The sequence below is a fragment of the Larkinella rosea genome (assembly GCF_003858635.1).
GTDB lineage: Bacteria > Bacteroidota > Bacteroidia > Cytophagales > Spirosomataceae > Larkinella > Larkinella rosea.
This window is the reverse complement of the sequence record NZ_RQJO01000011.1, coordinates 379,641-402,367: the sequence shown is the minus strand read 5'-3', so window position 1 is coordinate 402,367 and position 22,727 is coordinate 379,641. Positions and strand designations below refer to the sequence as shown.

At 53.6% G+C, this 22,727-nt stretch carries 17 protein-coding genes; 11 read left to right on the top strand and 6 right to left on the bottom strand.

Translation table 11 applies throughout. From position 1 onward, the window contains the following. The first annotated feature begins 25 nt into the window (after window positions 1-25). Entirely contained in the window at window positions 26-274 is a 249-nt protein-coding gene (locus EHT25_RS25610; RefSeq protein WP_124878033.1) for a hypothetical protein, read from the top strand. Here the strand turns inward: EHT25_RS25610 and EHT25_RS25605 are convergent. The 5 genes from EHT25_RS25605 to EHT25_RS25585 all read right to left on the bottom strand — a co-directional run bounded on the left by EHT25_RS25605 (window position 271) and on the right by EHT25_RS25585 (window position 3,175). After that, complete coding sequence (locus EHT25_RS25605) at window positions 271-711, bottom strand: hypothetical protein (protein WP_124878032.1); 441 nt, start codon at window positions 709-711, stop codon at window positions 271-273. The genes EHT25_RS25610 and EHT25_RS25605 overlap by 4 nt on opposite strands. A gap of 90 nt (window positions 712-801) precedes the next feature. After that, window positions 802-1,674, bottom strand: a complete 873-nt coding sequence (locus tag EHT25_RS25600) for a universal stress protein (RefSeq protein ID WP_124878031.1) — start codon at window positions 1,672-1,674, stop codon at window positions 802-804. Between the two features lie 20 nt (window positions 1,675-1,694). Further along, window positions 1,695-2,063, bottom strand: a complete 369-nt coding sequence (locus tag EHT25_RS25595; RefSeq protein ID WP_124878030.1) for a hypothetical protein — start codon at window positions 2,061-2,063, stop codon at window positions 1,695-1,697. Between the two features lie 14 nt (window positions 2,064-2,077). Continuing rightward, window positions 2,078-2,896 carry a universal stress protein gene (locus EHT25_RS25590; RefSeq protein WP_124878029.1) on the bottom strand — a complete coding sequence of 273 codons (819 nt, stop codon included), beginning with the start codon at window positions 2,894-2,896 and terminating at the stop codon, window positions 2,078-2,080. A 33-nt stretch (window positions 2,897-2,929) separates the two neighbouring features. Further along, window positions 2,930-3,175 (bottom strand): hypothetical protein, encoded by a 246-nt coding sequence (locus tag EHT25_RS25585; protein WP_124878028.1) that lies wholly within the window; start codon window positions 3,173-3,175, stop codon window positions 2,930-2,932. A gap of 196 nt (window positions 3,176-3,371) precedes the next feature. On the opposite strand from EHT25_RS25585, the gene EHT25_RS25580 reads away from it, so the two are divergent. Beyond that, a complete protein-coding gene (locus EHT25_RS25580; RefSeq protein ID WP_124878027.1) occupies window positions 3,372-4,502 on the top strand; it encodes a L,D-transpeptidase family protein in 1,131 nt (376 codons plus the stop codon). 58 nt (window positions 4,503-4,560) lie between these two features. Here EHT25_RS25580 and EHT25_RS25575 read toward each other — a convergent pair whose 3' ends face one another. Beyond that, the gene (locus EHT25_RS25575; RefSeq protein ID WP_124878026.1) at window positions 4,561-4,980 is read right to left on the bottom strand and encodes an Hsp20/alpha crystallin family protein; all 420 of its coding nucleotides are present in this window, start codon (window positions 4,978-4,980) and stop codon (window positions 4,561-4,563) included. A gap of 259 nt (window positions 4,981-5,239) precedes the next feature. On the opposite strand from EHT25_RS25575, the gene EHT25_RS25570 reads away from it, so the two are divergent. The 9 genes from EHT25_RS25570 (at window position 5,240) to EHT25_RS25530 (ending at window position 22,724) form a co-directional block, all read left to right on the top strand. Beyond that, complete coding sequence (locus tag EHT25_RS25570; protein WP_124878025.1) at window positions 5,240-5,680, top strand: pyridoxamine 5'-phosphate oxidase family protein; 441 nt, start codon at window positions 5,240-5,242, stop codon at window positions 5,678-5,680. A gap of 108 nt (window positions 5,681-5,788) precedes the next feature. Then, complete coding sequence (locus EHT25_RS25565; RefSeq protein WP_124878024.1) at window positions 5,789-6,475, top strand: hypothetical protein; 687 nt, start codon at window positions 5,789-5,791, stop codon at window positions 6,473-6,475. Between the two features lie 30 nt (window positions 6,476-6,505). Then, complete coding sequence (locus EHT25_RS25560; protein WP_124878023.1) at window positions 6,506-7,033, top strand: hypothetical protein; 528 nt, start codon at window positions 6,506-6,508, stop codon at window positions 7,031-7,033. A 4-nt stretch (window positions 7,034-7,037) separates the two neighbouring features. Then, a complete protein-coding gene (locus EHT25_RS25555) occupies window positions 7,038-7,808 on the top strand; it encodes an LOG family protein (RefSeq protein ID WP_124878022.1) in 771 nt (256 codons plus the stop codon). An 88-nt stretch (window positions 7,809-7,896) separates the two neighbouring features. Next, a complete protein-coding gene (locus tag EHT25_RS25550; RefSeq protein ID WP_124878021.1) occupies window positions 7,897-8,877 on the top strand; it encodes a 2-hydroxyacid dehydrogenase in 981 nt (326 codons plus the stop codon). 292 nt (window positions 8,878-9,169) lie between these two features. Further along, the gene (locus EHT25_RS25545; protein WP_124878020.1) at window positions 9,170-13,180 is read left to right on the top strand and encodes a hybrid sensor histidine kinase/response regulator transcription factor; all 4,011 of its coding nucleotides are present in this window, start codon (window positions 9,170-9,172) and stop codon (window positions 13,178-13,180) included. Between the two features lie 343 nt (window positions 13,181-13,523). Continuing rightward, window positions 13,524-16,790, top strand: coding sequence for a putative Ig domain-containing protein (locus EHT25_RS25540; RefSeq protein ID WP_124878019.1), 3,267 nt, complete (start codon window positions 13,524-13,526; stop codon window positions 16,788-16,790). A gap of 111 nt (window positions 16,791-16,901) precedes the next feature. Further along, entirely contained in the window at window positions 16,902-19,739 is a 2,838-nt protein-coding gene (locus tag EHT25_RS25535; protein ID WP_124878018.1) for a putative Ig domain-containing protein, read from the top strand. A gap of 129 nt (window positions 19,740-19,868) precedes the next feature. Continuing rightward, the gene (locus EHT25_RS25530; protein WP_124878017.1) at window positions 19,869-22,724 is read left to right on the top strand and encodes an FG-GAP-like repeat-containing protein; all 2,856 of its coding nucleotides are present in this window, start codon (window positions 19,869-19,871) and stop codon (window positions 22,722-22,724) included. Window positions 22,725-22,727: the final 3 nt, after the last annotated feature.

Sequence of the window (22,727 nt, the reverse complement as noted above, 5' to 3'; positions counted from 1 at the left end):
CAGTAAATAACCCCCTTTTATTCCGATGAAAACCCGAGTCCGAAAAGCCCTTTCTGTTGCATTGGTACTGTTCATCTCCGGTTTGCCCTGGTCGTGTACGATCCAAGACCACCAGCCGACCCAACTGGTAACCTGCTCCTGTCAACTCTTCGACAATTCGGGGCCGACCGGATTTTATGACACCCGATCCATGGATTGCCCGGGGGGGAAGTACACCTGCAAATGTGGCGATATTTCCTTTCGAGGAGCGATTGTTGACTTTTCCTGCAATTAAGGGCAGGCCCAGACTTCAGTGATTTTATCAGGACCACCCCGGTAGCTGAATTTCAGGGAAGAGCTGGTCAATTCTTCAACCAGACCTCCGGTGGGTGGCCCGTAAATATTACCCGGCCGGTAGGGCAGTGAAAGGCTATTCGATGTTAATGACCATTCGGCCACAACGGTTGCCGTGTCCGGACTGCTACATTGCTGCCGGTTAAAGATCAGTTGGCCATTGCTTTGAAAAATCATCCGGTAACAAGCTGGTGCGGCATCTCCCACCCGGTCTCCCTGGGAATATACACCCACCGGCATCCAGCCCGACCGGCAATTGATAAGGAGTAGTTCGTTGGCCGTTGGTGGCCGATGGTCGTCCAGGCACGCCCACGGTAAGCTTACCAGCAATAATCCTGAAAGGCCCGCCACCGAACGATGAAAGTGCTTCCATTGCATGACGAATGACAAGTTTAGGTTTATATAAAGTGTAGAATTGCTTGTACTTACCAAGGGATACCAATTCAGAAAACCCGTTGCTTTGCCGATTTAGTACGGAAAATCCCACCTGTATTCTTTATTTTCCGGCGATTGTCCGACCGGTTCAGGGTCATACAGGGCCAGCAATGGAACACGCGGTTTATAGGCCAGTCGACGCGTCAGGCTTCGGTTGTAGACCGTATCCAGCAAGGTTTTTCGGTGCGGGACCGTTACGAGTAAATCCACGGAATGAGTGGTTAAATACGCATTGATTCCGTGTTCTACTTCTTCGTCTAATACCTGATACGCACCGGTTTCGACCGAATCAAACCGGTGAGCCATTTGCTGCCGGTACTGCTCAAAGTCTTCACCAATCAACAGGGGTGTCTGGTTATCCACAATCGATAGCCCGGTCAGTCGAATCGGTTTTAACTGACCTAGTTCTTCAAGCGGTTGCAGACAACTCATCTGTTTCAGCGAACGGTAATCCGTTGCCAGAACGACTTCCCGAATGGGCCGGATAATCGTATGTTGGGGCACCACCAGCACATTCGTTTTAACCTGCCGGATCAGTCCGGTTGCCACACTTCCCAACACCGGCATCAATCCGGCACCACTGGCCCCGACCACCACATACGCGTACGGTTTCTGCTCCAGAGCAGCCTCCACCGCGCGAATCGGATTACCGGCAGCTGTCAAACACTGGTAGGATTGATACTCCGGTACGGGCTGGATCGGTAGTTCCGCCAAAAATTGGTGCAGCCTTCGGGTGACATTCTGTTCGGCCTCTTCCATTTGCAAACCGTACATGACTCCCGGATCAACGGCATAGACGTGCAACAGGTCGAACGCTGCCGGAATTTCTTCAAACAGCGTTTGAGCGAACCGGATCGCTTTTTGGGAAGCCTCCGAAAAGTCGGTCAGCAACAGAATATTTTTCATGGACAATCGGATTCAGGGTATTAGATGTGAAGGGCGTAATTCGTCGAAATCGCTGCTCCCTTTCGGTTTTGCTCCTGCAATGTCCAGGATTTGGTGTATTCCGTATCATCCCAGGTGTACCCCAGTTTGCGCAGCACTTCGACCCGCATACCGAACGTATAGTGAAAGGCAATTTCAAACGCATTGACGGACATGCCCGGATCCACCCGCAACCAGCGTAGCGCACCAAGGTGCGAATTCAGTTCGTTCAGTGGCCGTTCGATTTCGTTTCCGGCCACCGGGCGATCCGAAAGCGAATAGACCAGCAGTTTTAAAAAAGGGAACTGGCGCTGCCAATGCTGATTGAGCTGTCGACAGCTCAACAGGGAGGTGATAACGAACGGTTTCATGACGGGGTTACATTTCAGGAAACGATGGCCAGTACCGGGACATCGGATTGCCGTGCCATTTGCTGGGTGTTGCTCTCCAACACTGAAAACAGGAATTGGTTATGGGCGTTGGGCAGCATCATAATCAGATCCGCCCGGTTTTCAGTGGCATACTGCAAAATTGTTTCGGTCAAATCGTCTCCTTTAACGATGGACAACGTGTGCGGGCAATGAGCGAGCAAATCCCGGATGGCTTCGGAAGCCTGTTGGACAACCGGATCGGCGGGATGATTACTGACACAGAGAACGTTCAAAAAGGCATCGAAGCGGTTGGAAAACCGGAGTACGCCATCCAGCGCCAGCGCATTCACCGGTTTTTCAAGGTCAATGGCCACGACTATGTGTTTAAAAGGCACAAAATGAGCCGCTGGGGGCACCAGCAGCAGGGGTACCGGCGTGCGTAGAATCATCTCCGTGGCCTGACTACCGAAATAATACGCTCCCGGCGAGTTGGCCCCGGCCGTTCCCATCACCAGCAACTCCGCCTTTTGCTCTTTAACGACCGCTTTGATGGTGTCCAGGGTAGCCCCTTCCCGGTTGAGGATGGAAATGGGTACATCCCCGCATCGTTTTTTCAGCTGGTCGCGCAGCCGGTAAAGCTTTCGCCGGGAGCTTACTTTGTTTTTCTCCTCCAGGGGGGTAAACACCGCCTGTAAAGGCGGGAGCCGCAGCGGGTGATGATACACGTGTAACAGCACCAGCCGGGCTTTTAGTTGTTCCGCGAGTTGAAGCGCAAAATCGGAGGCCGGTTTGGCACTTTTTGAAAAGTCAGTGGCTAAAACGATGGTTTTCATAGAACCGCAAAGGCTAACATGAGAAAAAGAGTTTTAATGAATCACGATATCCTTTTCGGCCCAGTACTGTCCCCTGCCATCCCACCAGTTTAAAATGACGTGCCAGATTCCGCTGCTTAGCGCCTGGGTGGAGACCACCTGTCGAGGACGATGGTTAGGCTGAACCACCAGGCGAACGTCTTCACTCTGGGCTAATCGTTTCTGAAAGATCACTTCGGCTTTCCGGAAAGATTCGGGGAGCACGAAAGCTAATTGATGACGGGTCGGTTCGAAAGTCATGGCTGTGGTTTTGGAGTTAGGAGTAAGCTGCTTACGAAGAAAGCAGAGCAAAAATAAATGAGGATTCGCTGACAAGGCACTGATATTCATCGGACTAAAAAATGATCTAAATCAGCGAACGGGCTTATAACCGTTAGGGAATGGTACTCTAATCCTCCGGTACTTTGGGGTTAGATCGTATCCTTTATTCGCAGCAATGAATCGTATTCTGAAAATGCTTTTGGCGACGCTATTGATCCAGATCGCCCGTGTTCCGGGTAGCGCTGGACAATCTTTATCGGAATGGAGCCAGTTTCTTTATCGATCCGGCCTGGATACGGCGGGTGTGAATCAGGACAGCGCCACCATTAGCCGGTTTGCCTTTGAGCTGGCCTACGGCAGCCGTCCCGAACGACTAAGTTTCTGGCAATTACCCGAACGGATCGATTCGGCGGGTGTCAACCGCGTAGTCGAACGGATTCGGGCAAAAGATCCGGACTGGGCCGCTCTTTTAGGATCACTGGAGCCGGTTTTTGAGCCGTACCGCCGACTGCGCGCCAGCCTGGATTCGCTGGTTTCGTTCAGTAAAGATTCGCTGCCGCACCTGGCCGACATTCGATCGGCGCTGAATCAGTATCGCTGGCTGAACCGCCTGGCTTCGGACCGGATGGTGGTGGTCAATATTCCATCCGCTACGCTGCGGGTGCTGGATCGCCAGGGAAATCAGGAACTACTGTCGCGGGTCATTGTCGGTACAAGTCACACGCCAACTCCTCTTTTTGGTGCCGTCATAACCCGGATCATTACCTATCCGTATTGGAATGTCCCCCATTCGATTGCCGTCAAGGAACTACTACCGAAAATCAGGCGAAACCCAGCGGGGGTACTGGATGCCCTGAAAATGCAGGTACTGGATACGAAAGGGCGTATCGTCCATCCGGAATCCATCAATTGGCAGGTGCTTTCAGCCCGCAATTTCCCCTACCGACTGCGCCAGTCGACCGGTTGTGATAACGCACTGGGCATCATGAAATTTGATGTTAACAGTCCATTCGATATTTATCTGCACGACACCAACCACCGGGAGTTATTTAACCACACCAGCCGGTTTTTGAGTCACGGATGCATTCGGGTAGCCAAACCGGTGGAACTGGCGAATCTGCTCCTGCACTCTTCTTTTTTTTCGCCGGACTTTTTGGAAAACCGCCAGGTCAGCCTTCCTTCCCGAACCCTTCCCCTGCCCAGACCCGTCCCCGTCGTCATTACCTACCAAACGATTGAACCGGGTTTGGCTAATTCATTGGATTTTTACCCCGATGTCTATGGCTGGAAAAGCGTCAAACTGTGATGGAAAATGCCATAAAAAAGCGGTGAATACTAACTCACCGCTTTTTGTGGCTCGCTGATTACTCAATCGTAATTAGTTTGGGCGCGGGTTTCGGCTGAAGTGCCTTTTTCTTCAGGCCAATTTTCAAAACACCATCGACATACGTAGCCTGGACGCTGTCTGCTTCGATGTTTTCAGGCAAATCAAACGTGCGCTGAAAAGACTGGTAGCTGTATTCTTTCCGACGATACGAAACGTTCTTTTCGTCCGATTCGGTCGTGTTCTCGGCCGAAATGGTCAGCATACGGTCATTCAGGGCGAGTTTAAAATCCTCCTTTTTTAAACCCGGTGCAATGACTTCCAGTTGAAACTGATCCGCTTCTTCGCGGACATTTACAGCCGGAAAGCCCGGATCGCGGAACACCGCATTGCTGAAGAATTCATCATCAAACAGATTGGAGAAGGTGGTCAAAAGCGAATTTCGAAGTGCCGGTTTCATGGCTACCTGTTGTTTAGTGGAACATAAGACGACAAGGCTGGCTAACAGTAGACCAGCTGCTACTTCAGCAAAATTGTGCAGTGGCCCGGGAGTAATCCGTGATCAACCTCAACTCTGAAGCTAATTGTTGTCAACCATTGTTCGTGGGCCAGGTTCGGTAACCAACCAAAATCACAGGTTGATCTGACCAAACACATGGATCGCGCTCCAATGCGAAGCTATTTTTGGAGAGCGGTTTATCCATCCGCTTTCCAAAATCATGTTAACCGAACTCACGACTGAAGTCATCGATTCCATGCTGGTTAATCAGTATTTTGGGCGCATTGGTTGTGCCGCCGATGACCGAATTTTGATTGAACCGGTCATGTATTATTATGACGGAAACGCCATTTTGGGTCTGACCCGCGAAGGCACCAAGATCCAGCTCCTTCGTAAAAATCCCCACGTCGCTTTTGAGATTGACGAAATGATACGTGACGGTGTCTGGCATAGTGTGCTGATTGAAGGAATCTTTCAGGAGTTAACCGGAGACGAGCGGGAATACGCCCTGTATTTACTGGAACACCGCAAAATCCCGGTTTTTACCGGGGAGAAAATGGGGTATCCCGGTGAAATTACCCCCACTGATCATCACGTCGTGTATCCGGTGGTTTACCGCATCCAGATTCACCGCAAATCGGGTCGCTGCTATACTCAATAAGCTGACTATAATCACGTTAGCCACCCACATTTGTCATACTTCTTCTCCCCATTCAGTCGCAGTTTTATACCCGTTTCGTGAGCATATCTTCACCTGACACCCAACGGAATGAGACGGATTTCTTTACTCTATTTTTCCGCGGCCTTGCTATTGGCATGCCAGACTATTGCACCCGCCCAGTCGGTGCGGGGGAGTTTCGGCTTTTTTCAACTGGGTTATCTCAATGCGCCCAAATCAGGGAATGTTGCCCGAACCTTTGCCCCCGACTGGTTTCCCTCACTCAACGACCACTTTATTTACAGCGGAGCGGAAGGTTGGCTGCGCCGAAACCGGTTGATGGCCGGGCTCAGCGCTTCGGCCCTCACGGCCCGCAGCATTTCCGTTCAGCAAACCCGGGTGGAACGGGCCGCGGGAATCGGACAGATCAAGCTGGGCTACGTGCTTTTCGATACCCGTCGATGGGTATGTTACTCGGCCATCGGACAGGGAATATCCTCCTCCTTAATCACCATTCATCAGGACGGCTTCCAACCGCATATTGCGGTGTTATCCAGCCATTCGACCGATCTCTCGCTGCATCTAAACCGCTTACTGGTGCCCGATCCATCCGTCGGCCCGGAGGAGACAAAGGGGTTTTGGCTGGGCTTGCGGATCGGTTACGTCGCCAGTTCAAAATCAGCACACTGGCAGCAGCTTCCCGATGGTCAGCCGAACCAGGTGAAACCCGAATATGCCCTCAATGGCTTTTATGTGACGCTGACGGTTGGCGGGGGCGGTTTTCATTACGCACAGTAACGAATGGATAACTCTTAGAACCCGGAAACCATGTTTTTTTCGCCAACCCTTTTCTGGACTACTTACACGGTCGTCAATCTGCTCTTTCTCTCCACGATCTGGAGCAGCAAACACTGGCCCCGCCTGACCCGCCTTTTTTATCTGCTCCTGTTTAGCTGGGCGGCCTGGTTCAATGCCACAACGGCTTTGGAAGCTCCCTGGGTGTATCAGGATTACGCCGACACGGCCATTCCCGTGTATAAATGGTTTATTTTAGGCCCGTTTGCCACCATTATTAAACCCATGATCCTGGTGATAGCCGCCAGTCAGGCCCTGATCGCGTTGACGATGACACTCAAAGGCGATTTGTTTCGCCTGGGTTGCTGGGATGGGTTGATCTTTGGTCTGGCAATCGCCCCGCTGGGCTGGTATGCCGCCTTTCCAGCTACCGTTTTGATGGCCATCGCGTTTTACCGTTTGCAGCAATTCCATGACGGTACGTATCTGTGGGAAACAGCCAAAATCCGAAGAAGTGGAAAAAAGAGAAAACCAGCGAGCCCTGCACCAATCGAGTCCTAACGCTATGCGAACTGTTCCGTCAGGTGTTTCGCCAGCGACCGCCAAGTCCGTAAGCCCCCTGCTCAATACCGTGCTGACCCAGGCGTTGGAAGGTCCGAAAAGCCGTCAGTCAGAACTGCGGTTTATTGGTCAAATCGGTTGGCAGTTTCTAAAAGGGTTTCGGGCATTGCATTTTGAGGGACCCTGCATAACGGTATTTGGCTCAGCCCGGTTTAAGGCATCTCATCGGTATTATCAGCTGGCCCAGCAGGTTGGCCGCGCCGTTTCTGACCTGGGTTTTACCGTGATGACCGGCGGAGGGCCGGGCCTGATGGAAGCGGCCAACCGGGGCGCATTCGAAGCCGGAGGGCGGTCAGTGGGTTGCAACATCCGGCTGCCGTTTGAACAAAAACCCAATGGCTATCTGCATAAACAGGTCACCATTGATTTCTTCTTTGTCCGCAAGGTGCTGCTGGTCAAGTACTCCTATGCCTTTGTTGTGATGCCGGGGGGCTGGGGGACGATGGATGAGCTGTTCGAAACATTGACACTGGTACAAACCGGTATTTTGCAGCGGTTTCCGGTGGTTTTGATGGACCGGGCCTACTACCAGCCCTTACTGGATTATCTCCACCAAATGATTCGGGCGGGAACCATCAGTGAGCAGGATCTAAAACTGGTTTTATTGACGGACGACCTCAATGAAGCCATGACCCACATCCGAACGTATGTGGAAAGCAATTTTCGCGTAATCCGGCGACGCCGACCGCTCTGGTGGTTACTGGAAAAAATATAACCGGCTTTAAATCAGATCAATACCTGAGCCTGGTCATTTCAGTCCAAGACAAAGCTGCGCAATTTAGATGCTCCTAAACACGCTTGCCATGAAAATCGCCTTTTTCAGTACTGCCAGTTATGATCGTCCGGGGTTTATTCGTTACCAGAACCATCATCAGATTACCTTCATTGAAGAACCGCTGAGCGAAAACACGGTGGGGAAGGCCATTGGTCACCAGGCGGTGTGCGCTTTTGCCCACGACGATTTGAGCGAACCGGTTTTGCGGTTGTTGAAAATGCGGGGAATAACCGTCATTGCCATGCGTTGCGTTGGTTTGGACAACGTAGATAGGCGCGTGGCCGAAGAACTTGATCTGGAGATAATCCGGATTCCGGGGTATTCGCCTTTTTCGGTAGCGGAGCATGCCGTTGCTTTATTAATGAGTCTGGTTCGCCATTTGCCCCAGGCGCATGAGCGGGTAACAACGGGGAACTTTACCCTGGATGGCTTGATCGGGAACGATTTGCACGGCAAGACGATCGGTGTCATTGGCACGGGACATATCGGTCACGCATTCCTGCAAATCATGAAAGGGTTTGGTTGCCAGATGCTGGCCAATGACCTTAAGCCTCATCCGGCGCTGATCAATGAGGGAATTAAATATGTCTGGCTACCCGAACTACTGGCCGAATCGGATGTGGTTTCGCTCCATTGCCCGTTAACGTCCCGAACGACTCGGCTCATCGATTCACAGGCCCTATCGATCATGAAGCCAACGGCCATTCTGGTCAACACCAGCCGGGGTAAGATCGTCGATACGAAAGCGGTTCTGGATGCCCTCGACCAACGGCAACTCGCCGGTTATGCAGCCGACGTCTATGACCGGGAAAGTGCCTGGTTTCACCGGGACTGGAGTACTCAACCGATCGAAGATGACGATTTAAATCGGCTTCGTTCCCATCCCAGGGCTCTTCTGACTGCCCACCAGGGCTTTCTCACCCAGGAAACACTGGAGCAGATTGCCAGTACGTTGTTACTTCAACTGGCCTTTTATGAAAACAGTCAGCTTCCCGCCAGGGTTGCTTAAAGGCTAAATAGTCGGATATAATTTACGTAGCCTGGTACGCGCATTCCTGATGGTGAACGGCCAATTTGTCTTCGCTTGCTTGGCATTCCGTTTCGTCTGCCAGGCACCCTGGCTGGAAAATAGTTTGCAAATCAAAAAAACAATCGTTCTGCCAAGGAATAAGAATAGTCCGGATTAACGGCACACACAGCGTTGCTTCATTCAAAATACGTTAAGTAAAAAGTATGTTACGAACTAGTAACATATTGAAAAAGTGTTCTTACTTCGTGGCATTTTAAACCCAGCGTAGTGAATGAAGCAACATTACGGTCAATTAGTACTGATAGGCTGGTTGGTGTGGGGATGGATCTTCTATCCCTTTTCTGGCCTGCTGGCTCAACCCAAAACGCTGCCCACGCCCGAGTTGATCACCGATCGGCAGGGACTGCCCCAGGCGTTTGTGCCTTCCATTGTGCAGGACCGGCAGGGGTTTATCTGGATGGCCACCCGCGACGGGCTGGCCCGCTACGACGGCAGCCAGTTCAAAGTATTTCAGCCGGACCCGAACGGACGCCCCTCGCTTTCAACCGCCGAAGTGGCGCAAATACAGGTGGATAGCCACGGAAAACTCTGGGTTTCCAATGAACTGAACGATCTGGACATTTTCGACCCTGTTACGGAGCAGTTTACCAATCTTTCGAAACAGCCTAACTTTAAACCCTTAAAATCGAAGGATATTTTAGTGTCCCGGTATTACGTCGATCGCCATGACCAGCTCTGGAAAACATCGATGGATAAGGGGTTGGTTTGTCTGGACCTGCGTACCCGACAAGTCAGGCGTTTTCAGCACGATCCCAGGCAGCCGCAATCACTCAGTGACAATTATGTGATTGGACTCCGGGAAGATCCTACCGGTAATCTGTGGGTCGTAACCGTAAAGGGACTCGACCGTATTGACTGGAAAACCCGTTCTGTCCGGTCGTATTTGCAACGACCGGTTTTAGAATCTACGGTAAACGGATTCTGGATCTGCAAATCCGGCGATGTGATGCTTACCTCCGATCACTGGTTATGGATTATCAATCCCAAATCCGGGCAGGTTCGCAAATACCCGCTTCCCCCTGTTTCCAGGCCGGGCGGGTACAGGCATTTTGCGGAGGATAGCCACGGAATGATCTATTTTACCCACCATGCCGCCATTTATAGCTTTAGCGATCAGCACGGAGTCCGTTTGCTCGATGCGGGCAGTGCCCAAAATCAATACACCTATCAATGTGCCTTCGTGGATCAATCGGACGTACTCTGGCTGGGAACATCGGGCAAGGGCGTTCGAAAATACGATCTGCGCAATCAGCCTTTTCAAACGGCGCTCTATCAAACCGATTTTGTAACGGATCTGCTCACCTGGCTCCAGGTTCCCCGTCAACCTGCCCCCGCCAGCAAGGTCGTGCTATCCAGTTACAATTTCCGCTACACGTTCGATCAGCGCGGACGAATGTGGTATAACATGGGGAGTTCCAATTTCTATCGGGTTGATTTTCAGAAAAACAAACTCGACCCCGTTCCTTTTCCGACCCCTTTCGAAAGCGATGTCATCGGCTATAAAACCTGCCCCCTGGCCACGGACCCGACCGGGCGTGTGTGGGCGGTTTTCGATACAACCGCTTTTTGGTATGATGAGCAGCAAACCCAGTGGAGGGCATTCCCTTACCCCATCCCTCACCCACCGCTAAACACACACCAGATGCTGGTTGTGGATGACCAGGCGCTTTGGCTGGCTACCTCTTCCGGCGGTTTACTGCGGATTGACCGGACCAACGGACGTATCAAACCCTACACCCATACCCGTAATAACCCGGCGTCGCTCAGCACCAATGCCCTGCTGGCGATGGCCCCTGACCCGCAGAATCCGGACCTGCTCTGGATCGGCACCTTCGGTAGCGGCATTTGTCTTTTCAACAAAAAAACCGGTTTGACCAAACGGTTGTCGGTCATTGATGGCCTTCCCAACAACGTAATCTATTCGGTGATTCCCGATCAGCAGGGAACTGTGTGGGCGGGCACCAACAAGGGGCTCTGCCGCATCGACCGGCAAACCCTGCACATCCAGACCTATACAACCGAAGACGGTATTTTGGCCGAGGAGTTCAACCGGTTTCACTTTTTGCACCTACCCGCACCGGTGCGCCGTGGTGCGGAATTCCGACGGACCGGGACCACCGAGGAACGCATCCTGATGGGCGGGTTAGAGGGGATTACGGCTTTCTACCCGAGTCAGATTCGCCCGGATTCGTTTCAGCCCACCACCGAGATCACGAAACTTTACGTCAATAATAAACCGGTCGCACCGGGTCCGGACTCGCCCCTGGGCGACTTACCGATTCAGGCCATCCACGAACTAAGCCTGCCTTATAATCAAAACTTTCTGACCATTGAATTTGCGGTTCTGCAGTTCAACAAACACGATAAAAACCGGTATCGCTACCAACTGGTGGGACTGGACCGCAACTGGGTTGAAAACCGTCGGCCCGAAGCGGTTTTTACGGATTTAAGGCCCGGTACGTACACCCTGCGCCTGAACGCGAGCAACTTGACCGGCCTCTGGAGTTCGAGGATAAGAACCCTGAAAATTGTCATTGATCCACCTTGGTGGGCCACCTGGTGGGCGTATGCGTTCTATACCCTCATTGTGGTCGGAATGGCTTACGGCCTGTTTCAGAATTACGTCAACCGGCTCAAGATGCAGCAATCGATGGCGCTGAGGGAACACGAAGCTGCGAAACTCCGGGAAGTGGATGCAATGAAAACCCGGTTTTTTGCCAATGTGACCCACGAGTTCCGGACGCCTTTAACGCTGATTTTGTCGCCCGCCGAACAATTGCTGCAACAGCCGCTGGAGCCCGGAATCGTGCGCCGGGTATCGATCATGGAAGCCCAGGCCCGCCATTTGCTGCGGCTGATTAACCAATTGATGGACTTCTCCAAACTGGAAGCCAACCTGATGACCGTCAACGAGTCGCTGGGCGATTTAGGCCAATGTCTGGACCAGTGGCTGGCCCCGTTTCGGGAACAGGCTTCGGGGCTGGGCATCGGCTTTTTTTTCGAAAACCGCCTGGTGTCACACTACTGGTTTGATTCCGACAAGCTCGAGCAGATCATCTATAATCTGGTGTCGAATGCCCTGAAGTTTACGCCGAAAGGGGGAAGTGTGTGGGTGCGGGTGCAGCCTCTGGAAGGACAGCAGGAAGGGATCGAACTCGAGGTGCATGATACGGGTATTGGCATTTCTCCCGTTAGTGTACCGCTGATCTTTAACCGGTATTATCAGGTTGAAACGGTAACGGAACATCTTCCGAACCGGCCGTCGGGAACGGGCATCGGGCTCTCGCTGGTCAAAGAACTGGTGGAGTGCCAACAGGGACAGATCATGGTGGAGAGCCGGGAAGGGCTGGGCACGCTTTTCCGGGTCTGGTTGCCGGTTCGGGTGGCCCAGGTTGCTGAAAAAGGACCGACGAGCATTGCGTTGTCGACAATTAGTCCCACCGAAGAGGTTGGCAACGAACGGGTTCGGATACTTTTGGTCGAGGATAATACCGATCTGGTGCAATTTATCATTGAAAGCTTTCCCAGGTACGAAGTTAAGCAGGCTCGTAACGGGCAGGAAGGCCTGGCGCTGGCGCTTGAACAGATGCCGGATATCATTATCAGTGATGTGATGATGCCGGTGATGGACGGCTATACTTTCTGCAACCGCTTGAAAAGTGACCTCCGGACCAGCCACATTCCGGTGATGCTGCTAACAGCAAAGGTGTCCTATCAGGATCGGATCGAGGGGTTGACGCGGGGGGCGGATGACTACCTGACCAAGCCTTTCCATGTGCTGGAGTTGCAGTTGCGAATCCGGAATCTCCTGGAGAATCAGCGTCGGACGCGGGAGCGGCTTCAGGCCGAGTTAATGCAGCCGGGAGCTTCCCGATCCGAACAGATTCCCGCCGACACCGATCCGTTTCTGCAAAGTATCACGCTGCTTATGGAAGTCAATCTCGACAATTCGGAGTTTCGGGTCGAAGACATGATGAAACATACGAACCTGAGCCGGATGAGTCTTTACCGAAAAATGAGAGCGGTAACGGGAATGACCCCCAGTGATTTTATTCGGGTGTACCGCCTGAAGCGATCCATCCAGTTGCTGGTGGCCGGGCGACCGATTTCGGAGACCGCCAACCTGGTGGGGTTTGAATCTCCGGCGCACTTCACCAAAATGTTTCGACAGCACTACCAACTGACCCCAAGGCAATATCTGGCCCAAACCAAATCCTTGTAACGAAAGAGCTGTCTTCCATACGCACCGTAAAACAAGACCCGCCTGGCTCAGGCGGGTCTGTCTGTATTTGGAGTATACTCACCCAATCTGGTACGGATTGGAAACCAGCCGTCTTCTCCAGCACAAACCCACCGGGCTGCGGGCAGGAACGCTATCACAATCCTACCAATCTCTATCGTTTTTGTCCCAACTCAACCTTTGCCGTAAAGTTTTAGGGCTTATTTTTCCAATTTTTACCGGGTGGGAAGATTGTTATAGTAATTGGGAAGATTGAGATAGTCCTTCCCTGAAAATCCACTTAGGTTTATCGCCTGGAAGCCAAACCCATCCATGGTGTAAACTTATGAATAGAAATCTACCCTTCCCTGTAACGGCCCCGGGTAAAAACGGCCTATGCCTGCTTTCAATTTTTGCGCTGTTCTTCGTAGTCTGGTCAGCTTCCGCTCAGGTTTCGTATGTTACCCCAACCGGGGGAACAACCACTCAGGATGGAACTTCCTGGGCAACGGCCTACGCCGGAACCTCGCTGCAAACCCTGCTGGCGACCTCCCCGACGGGCACGACGGTTCTGGTCGGGCAGGGTACCTACAAACCCACCGCCACCACGGACCGAACCCAATCCTTCACCATCGCTTCGGGAGTTCAGGTGTACGGGGGGTATGATCCCGGCACCGGAAACCGGACCACCAATCCGTCCAGCACGACACTCTCGGGCGATATCGACAACAACAACACCCTGGACAACGGCAACAGCTACCATGTGGTGCGGTTCTACAGTGCCAGCAGCCAGACGCGCCTGGACGGCGTTGTCATTACGGGGGGACGGGCAAATGGCACCGATTCGGATAACTGGGGTGGTGGAATTCTCAACCTGGAACTGGGTGGACAACCCACGGCTCCCACGATCGCCAGCTGTACGTTTATGCTGAATTCGGCCGGGGCGCATGGTGGGGCTATGTACAATCAGGGGGTCCAGCCCGGCAGCAATACCGTTATTACGGATTGTCACTTTGAAAGTAACACCAGTGACCAACGTGGAGGAGGTATTTTTAACAGCCGGGGCGCAGATCCCAATAATCCGATCTGTATTCGGCAGTGTACCTTCCTCAAAAACCAGGCTCTGGTTGGCGGGGCCATTTATAACCATTCCGAAGGAGGAACCAATAAACCCCGGATTGAACGCTGTACCTTCCGGTTGAACACCGCTTCCGTTGCCGGGGCCGGTATGTATAACAATGGCATTGGCGGGAACTGTAGTCCGGTTATTATCGCCTGTAGTTTCACTAAAAATCAGGTTACCGGCTATTTCAGCAACAGGACCGGTGCGGCTGCAATCCATAACAATGGAGCAAGTGGTAACGCAAGTCCGGTTATTACGAATTGTAGTTCTATCGGAAATACATCCGTCGGAGAAGGGGGAACTTTATTTGGTGATGCCCAGAACGGGGGGACCAGCATCCTCACCCTGACCAACTGCAGCTTTAGTAAAAACAGCGGTAGCTCCGGAAACGGTGTTGTCTATTTAGACTGCGGTGGCACTTCTAATCAGGTCGGTCAGGTGCACTTTACGAATTGCATTCTGTACGACAATGGGGAGAATCCCATTTCCTCCTTTTATGGAAGCTATTTTTCGAACCATAGCCTGATCGATGCCTCGACCAGCGCTGCGCTTACTGATCCGAGTAACCTGACCACCGCGACGTCCCCTTTCGTGGATGCCGATAATGAGAACCTGCAACTGGTGGCCTGCTCGCTGCCGGTAAATGCCGGAACCAATACCGCAACCGAGCTGACGGGCATCACCACCGATCTGGCCGGGAACCCGCGCTTTGTCAATACTGTCGATATAGGAGCCTATGAATTTCAGGGGGTTACCATTACCGGACAGCCGGTGTCGGCTTCGACGGTTTGCATCGGAAGCGCGGTCAGCGTACCGGTTTCGGCCTCGGGCATTGGTTCGCTAACGTTCCAGTGGTTCAGGGATGGGAATTCCCTGGGCGCTTCCCAGACCACCGCGGCCCTCAGTCTGACCCATGTGCAGGCCGGTGATGGGGGCAGTTATCAACTGGTGATCACGTCCGCCTGTAATTCACTGACTACCAACGCTTTTTCTCTTAGTGTCAATTCCGGCGCGGCCCCCTCGCTCAGCCTGAACCCATCGGTAAGCCTTCCGATCTGGCAGAATACGGCCAATGTCACGGTCAACATCACGGGATGTCCGGGTGGAGCCGCTACCTGGAAAGGTTCCGATGCTTCTTCCGGAACCGGTACGGTGATCAATGTGCCCACATCGGCGGTGGCGAGTATCATTTACTCGGCCACCTGCACGGGGGGGATTTGCCCCAGTGCGCCCGGCACCCTTACGGTCTCGATTAGTTCTTCGGCGGTAACCGGTTCATTCGACGGTTTTATCTACGGAGCCGATTGCAGTACCTTCCGGGGCTGGGCCTGGGACCGTAACAAACCCAACACCCCCGTCTCGGTCGATATCCTCGATGGAGCGACGGTGGTTGCCACCCTGCTGGCCGATGTGTTCCGCCAGGACCTGCTAACGGCTGGCAAAGGCAACGGCAAACACGCCTTCAGCTGGAGCATTCCCCAAAGCCTGAAAGACGGTTTAGCCCACAGCCTCTCGGCCCGCGTCAGTGGCAGCGGCTTTATCCTGAAAGATTCACCCAAATCCCTCGTCTGTCAGGGCAGTAGTTCGCCCGCCAACAAAGCACCCGTGCCGCCTTCTCCCTCCATTCTGATCGCTCCGCTGGCGGCTCAGGTAAATGTGCCCTTCTCCAGCACGCTGGTGGCTTTCACCGACCCGGAAGGCCAGCCATTGACCTACGCCCTGAGCGGTTTACCCGATGGGTTATCGATTAACACGACCAGCCGGGTGATTTCGGGCACACCCACCGTTGCCGGCACCTTTGTGTTGGCCTATTCGGCCAGCGATGGCGTGCTGACCAACTCGGTAAGCTTCCCGCTGACGGTCAACCCGGCTTCCACCACGACCGTGACGGGCAACTTTGAGGGTTTCCTGGACAAGGTAGAATGCGGCACAATCCGGGGTTGGGTCTGGGATCGCAACAAACCCAATACGCCCCTGACAGTAGAATTTTATCATACTCTCACCAAAGAAGTCTTCGGTAGCACGGTGGCGAATATCTACCGGGAGGATCTGAAGACTGCCGGCAAAGGCAATGGGGCGCATGCCTACAGCTTTACCGTACCGGACGGCCTGAAGGATGGCGTCCAGCGGCCCATCATGGCGCGGGTGTTGGGCAGTACGTACGATCTGAAAGGCGGTCCCAAAGTGCTGACCTGTTTTGCGCCTGCTCCCGCCCGCTTATCGGCCGAAACCGCCGAAGGACTTCAGGTGACGGTCTTGGGCAATCCGGTTTCCGATCAGCTCCAGGTGGAAATCCGGGGCGCGGAGGGCCAACCATTGCAGCTGAAATTGACCGATGCCAGCGGGCGGCTGGTGAGCCAGCGGCAGATCGACGGGGCGGTTGCCCTAGAGCAACAGACCATTTTCGTTGGACAACAACCCGCCGGGTTACTGCTGTTGCGGGTTAACAGCGGAATTAAAACAATGAGTCTGAAAATTTTGAAGCAATAACCCGTTCCACAAACTTGGTCTTGTACTTAGCCAAACCGAATCATAACAGGCTTTAAATCAGACTATTGAACCAATATTCGTAAACACTAAACTAACTTAAACAAAGAATGTATGAATAAAATTTTATGTATTCAATTCAATCGCTGGTGGTTACCGTTCTTATTCCTTTTGGCGACCACTGTCCTGCGGGCACAAGTCACCAAAGTTTTCGATAAAACCATCGGCGGCAATGCGTTTGATAATGCCAAATTTATTCTTGCGACGGGCGATGGCGGTTTTCTGCTGGGCGGAAATTCGTCCTCCAATAGCAGTGGTGACAAAACCGAAGACAGCAAAGGCGCGAACGATATCTGGCTCGTCAAGGTCAATGCCAGTGGTGGGAAGCTCTGGGATAAAACCATCGGCGGCAGCAACTACGAGTCCTTAATGACCATCGTGGCGACACCCGATGGCGGTTTTTTGCTGGGCGGTGCCTCCGACTCGGATGCTGGCGGGGATAAATCGGAGAACGGCCGGGGTTACGCCGACTGCTGGCTCGTAAAAATCGATTCGGATGGCACCAAACGCTGGGACAAGACCTTTGGGGGAGAACTGGAGGACCAGATTATGGATATCGCCGTGCTTCCAAACAATCAGGGATACCTGCTGGGGTGTCTGTCTTCCTCGCCCCCGGGGCCGGATAAGACGGCACCTCTGAAGAGTGCCGGCGATTACTGGGTGATCCGGGTTGATCTGGACGGGAATAAAGTCTGGGATAAAGCATATGGCGGATCCGAATTTCAGTATTTGACGAATATTATTCCCACTTCGGACGGAAAATTTGTGCTGTTCGGTTCATCGTGGTCCAATGCCGGGGGCGATAAAACCGAAAATGTACGCGGTACCAATGATTACTGGCTGGTCAAGATTGACGCCGACGGGAATAAGCTCTGGGATAAAACCATCGGGGGAGACCAGGACGATGACGCACTCTCCGGCACGGCCACTTCCGATGGCGGAGTGGTGGTAAGCGGAGCATCCTCGTCCAACAAAAGTTTTGATAAATCGACAAATTGTTTCGGGGTTTCCGATTATTGGGTGGTGAAGGTCGATGCCGACGGTCACAAAAGCTGGGATAAGACCCTGGGAGGAATCTACGGCGATTACCCCACCAAAATCATTTCTACTGCTGACGGCGGTTATTTGGTCGGCGGATTCTCCAATTCAACTCGCAATGCCCTCAAGTCGGAAGATAGCCGGGGAGACCGCGATTTCTGGGTGGTCAAACTGACTTCGCAAGGGGAATGGTCGTGGGACAAAACCCTGGGGGGCACGGATTATGATGAACTGGCCGGGATTAGCCAAAGCGCCACCGGCGACTTTTATCTTCTGGGGGGCTCGTATTCAAACGCCGGTGGGGATAAAACCGAGAACGTAAAAGGCGTATTGAACTACTGGCTGGTTGCCTTGCGGGAGTCGCCTTGCACCACGCCGACACTGACCTATCAGCTCAACAGCACCACCATTCCCATCCTCCAGAATACCCCGGAAGTCATGCTGACGGTCAATGGATGTGAATCCGGGCAGATCAGCTGGAGTGGTCCCAACGGTGTTCAGGGCGCCGGCCCCTTCATTCCCGTACCGACTTCAGCCATCGGTACAAAGATGTATTCGGTCACCTGCACCCGGGGCAGTTGTTCGGCGACCATTACGCCGACGGTAGAAGTGGTCGGCTCATCGGTTTCGGGCGCGTTCGACGGTTATGTGTACGGAGCGGATTGTAGCACCTTCCGGGGCTGGGCCTGGGATGGCAACAAACCCAACACCCCGGTTTCGGTCGAAATTCTGGACGGACCCAATGTGATCGGAACGCTGACGGCCGGTGAATTTCGGGCGGACCTCCAGAAGGCGGGCAAGGGCAACGGCAACCATGCCTTCTATTTTTCCATTCCGGAACGCCTGATCGATAATAACCTGCACCTTCTAACAGCCCGCATCCGTGGGAGTAACTTCATCCTGAAAGGCTCACCGAAGGCACTGGTCTGTCGCCAGGGGGATTTTCCGGAAAACAAACCTCCCGTTGCACCGACACCAACCGTTCTGATTGCGCCCGTGGTGGCCCAGTTAAACGTTCCCTTCTCGGCCACGCTGGTGGCCTTTTCGGACCCGGAAGGTGCCGAACTTTTTTACTGGCTGGATAATTTGCCCAACGGCCTGTATTTCGATCCGTTCGAACGGATCATTTACGGTACTCCCAAAACCGAAGGCACATTTGTAATTGCCTACCAGGCAGCGGATGACTATGGCAATACCAACAGTGTCAGTTTCAACCTGACGGTGCTTCCGGCATCGACGAGTTCGGTGACGGGCAGTTTTGACGGGTATCTGGACAAGGTCGAGTGTGGGAGCATCCGGGGCTGGGTCTGGGACCGCAACAAGCCGAACACCCCGCTGACGGTCGAATTTTACACCGAGAACAGCCCGGGGAATGTCACCGTCTGGGGAAGTACCCTGGCCAACATCTACCGACCGGATTTGAAAGATGCGGGCAAAGGCAACGGGGCGCATGCCTATGGTTTTGAAACACCGGCGGCCCTGAAAGACGGTACCCAGCGCGTGATCCGGGCACGGGTTCAGGGTTCGGTTTACGAGTTGAAATGGTCAGGCAAAGAACTGAAGTGTAACACCCCGGGTCGCTTATCCGCCGAAACCGGTTCCGGGTTGCAGGTGCGGGTGTTGGGCAACCCGGTTTCCGATCAGCTTCAGGTCGAGATTACGGGCGCGGAAGGTCAGCCACTACAGCTAAAATTGACCGATGCCAGCGGGCGGCTGGTGAGCCAGCGGCAGATCGAAACCGCTCAGGCGCTGGAACACCAGCATTTATCGATCCATCACCAGGCCCCCGGCCTGCTGTTGCTGCGGGTAACCAGTGGACGCCAAAGCGCGACGCTGAAGGTGCTCAAAGAGTAGTACGGCGGCAGTTGTCCCGGCTCCGGCCGAGACAACGACCCACTACCATCTCTATTGCAAACAGGCCCACTCCGGCATTTAATGCCGGAGTGGGGTTCCTGCTTCTCATTTATCTAACCATTTCGCTTCATGAAATTTTCTTTACATTATAGTCTGCTACTGCTTTTTTCCCTGCTGACAACCGCCAGTTGGAGCCAGTGTTTTTTGCCACCCCAATCCTACTCGAGTGTGTCGGGTGCTGTCTATTCCGGCGATTTTAATAAAGATGGGTACCCGGATTTGCTAGCAACCAACTCCGGTAGTCCAACCAGCCGGTTCTACATTGTTCTGAATAAAGGCGACAACTCAGGGCAGTTTCTGGCTCCTATTGAGTATACACATGCCGATTATATGGGTCGTTTCATCCCGACAGACCTCAACAAAGATGGCTATACAGACCTTGTTGTTCAGTTCAATCTGACGGTTTCGGTGTACCTGAATAAAGGTGATAATACGGGAGCGATGCACGAACCTGTGGCTTATCCGTTCGATCTCACCTTCAATATAGAAGTGGGTGATTTTAACGGAGACGGGCTGCCGGATTTGGCCGGAAGTCAGTATGAAGATACAGGTGGCTTTACCATCCTCAAAACCTTCTACCTGCGCCTGAATGATCCGGGAAATCCGGGAACATTTGGTGAACCCGGTAATTTCATTATACCCCCTGCGGCTAATACTTCCTACGGCCAAACGCTTTACGTGGCAGACCTGAATGCGGATGGAAAGGCAGACTTGCTCAACGCAACCGAAGACATGGTCTATTTCCGCACCAGTGACGGAACGGCTTTTGAGGCCCCGGTTACCCTTGCAATTCCCTACGAGCCTCAACTGGTTGATATCAATCACGATGGATTGATTGATATAGTTGATGATACGGGCGACGGGTTTGAAGTGGCCTTCAATCAAACGGCTACCCCCGGCACCTTTGCCAATGCTGTTCCAATAGCCAATGTCGAATCCCTGGAGCGATTTTATCTGAAGGACGTAAACAGCGATAACTTACCGGATTTTGTCATATTTGACGGGCATGCCAGCATCTTGTCTGTTGCGTTGAATGATCCAGCGAACCCGGGTACCTTTAAAGAGCCCGTCAACACGTCGATCGAATTTGAATATAATTTCGCCGAAGCAGCCATCGCTGACCTTAACAAAGATGGGTTGAGTGAGGTCGTGTATGGGAATTATAACAAGAATTATTTAAACATCTATTTCCAATGCCCGGCGACGGTCCAGCTTACTCCTTTAGTGGCCACCACGGTTTGCGCAGGTAGCCCCGTTAGCCTTTCAGCCACTGCCACCAATTTTACTCCTGGTTCTTACACCTGGAGTAGCCTGCCTGCCGGTTTTACGGGCTCGGGTAGCAGCACGACCCTGACTGCGCCTGCCGTCGATAGCCCCACTACCTACACCCTTACGGTAACCGCCATCGCGGGGGACGTCACCCGCAGCAGTTCCGTCACCCTGCTGGTCCAGCCTGCTCCGGCGGCTCCCAATCCGACCTTCAACGGCGTCACCTCGGCGACGGTGATCCAGAACACCCCCTTCGTCTCGCTTAGCATTACGACATGCGCGGGGGGAATCGTAAATTGGAAAGAAACCGGCGGCTCCAGCGGCACGGGAACCACGATCAGTGTGCCCACTTCGGCCACCGGAACGCTGGTGTATTCGGCTACCTGCACGGTCGGAACCTGCGTCAGTCCCCCCGGTTCGGCCACTATTACGGTGAGCCCTTCCCTGGTGAGCGGTTCGTTCGACGGGTTTGTCTACGGCGCCGATTGCAGCACCTTCCGGGGCTGGGCCTGGGATCGCAACAAACCCAACACCGCCGTTTCGGTCGATATCCTCGATGGCCCCACCGTCATTGCCACGGTTGTAGCCGATGTGTTTCGGCAGGACCTGCAAACCGCTGGCAAAGGCAACGGCAAACACGCCTTCAGCTGGAGCATCCCCAACTCGTTAAAAGACGGGTTGGCTCACAACCTCTCGGCCCGCGTCAGTGGCAGCAGCTTCCTGCTGAAAGATTCGCCCAAAGCCCTCATCTGCCAAGGCAGCAGTTCCCCCGACAACAAAGCGCCCGTGCCGCCCTCCCCCACCGTGTTAATCGCTCCCCTGGCGGCTCAGGTGGGCGTGCCTTTCTCGGGAACCCTGGTGGCTTTCACCGATCCCGAAAACCAGCCGCTGACCTACGCCCTGAGCGGATTGCCCGACGGCTTAGCCATCAACATGACCAGCCGCGTCATCTCGGGTACACCCACCGTTGCCGGTACCTTTGTGCTGGCCTACTCGGCCAGCGATGGCGTGCTGACCAACTCGGTGAGCTTCCCGCTGACGGTGAATCCCGCTTCGACGACGACGGTGACAGGCGACTTTGAAGGCTATCTGGACAAGCTGGATTGTGGCGGCATCCGGGGTTGGGTGTGGGACCGCAAGAAGCCCAACACGCCCTTGACGGTGGAATTCTACCTGGAAGGTTCGGGCACGGTTTTGGGCAGCACGGTGGCCAACATTTTCCGTCAGGATTTGAAAGATGCCGGCAAAGGCAACGGGTCGCATGCCTACAATTTTACCCCGCCGGGCAGTCTAACCAATGGAACACTGGTAAAAGCGCGGGTCTTGGGCAGTACCTATGAGTTGAAAGGGGGCGCCAAAGCCTACCAGTGTGCCCCGGCCCGGCTGTCGGCCGAAACCGCACCAGCGCTTGCGGTGACGGTGCTGGGCAACCCGGTTTCCGATCAGCTTCAGGTGGAAATCCGGGGGGCGGAGGGCCAGTCGTTGCAGTTGAAATTGACCGATGCCAGCGGGCGGCTGGTGAGCCAGCGGCAGATCGAAACCGCTCAGGCGCTGGAGCAACAGACGTTCCCGGTTGTTGCCCAACCGGCCGGTTTGCTGTTCCTCCGGGTCAGTAATGGCCGCAAGACGGTGAGCGTAAAAGTCTTAAAGCAATAACAA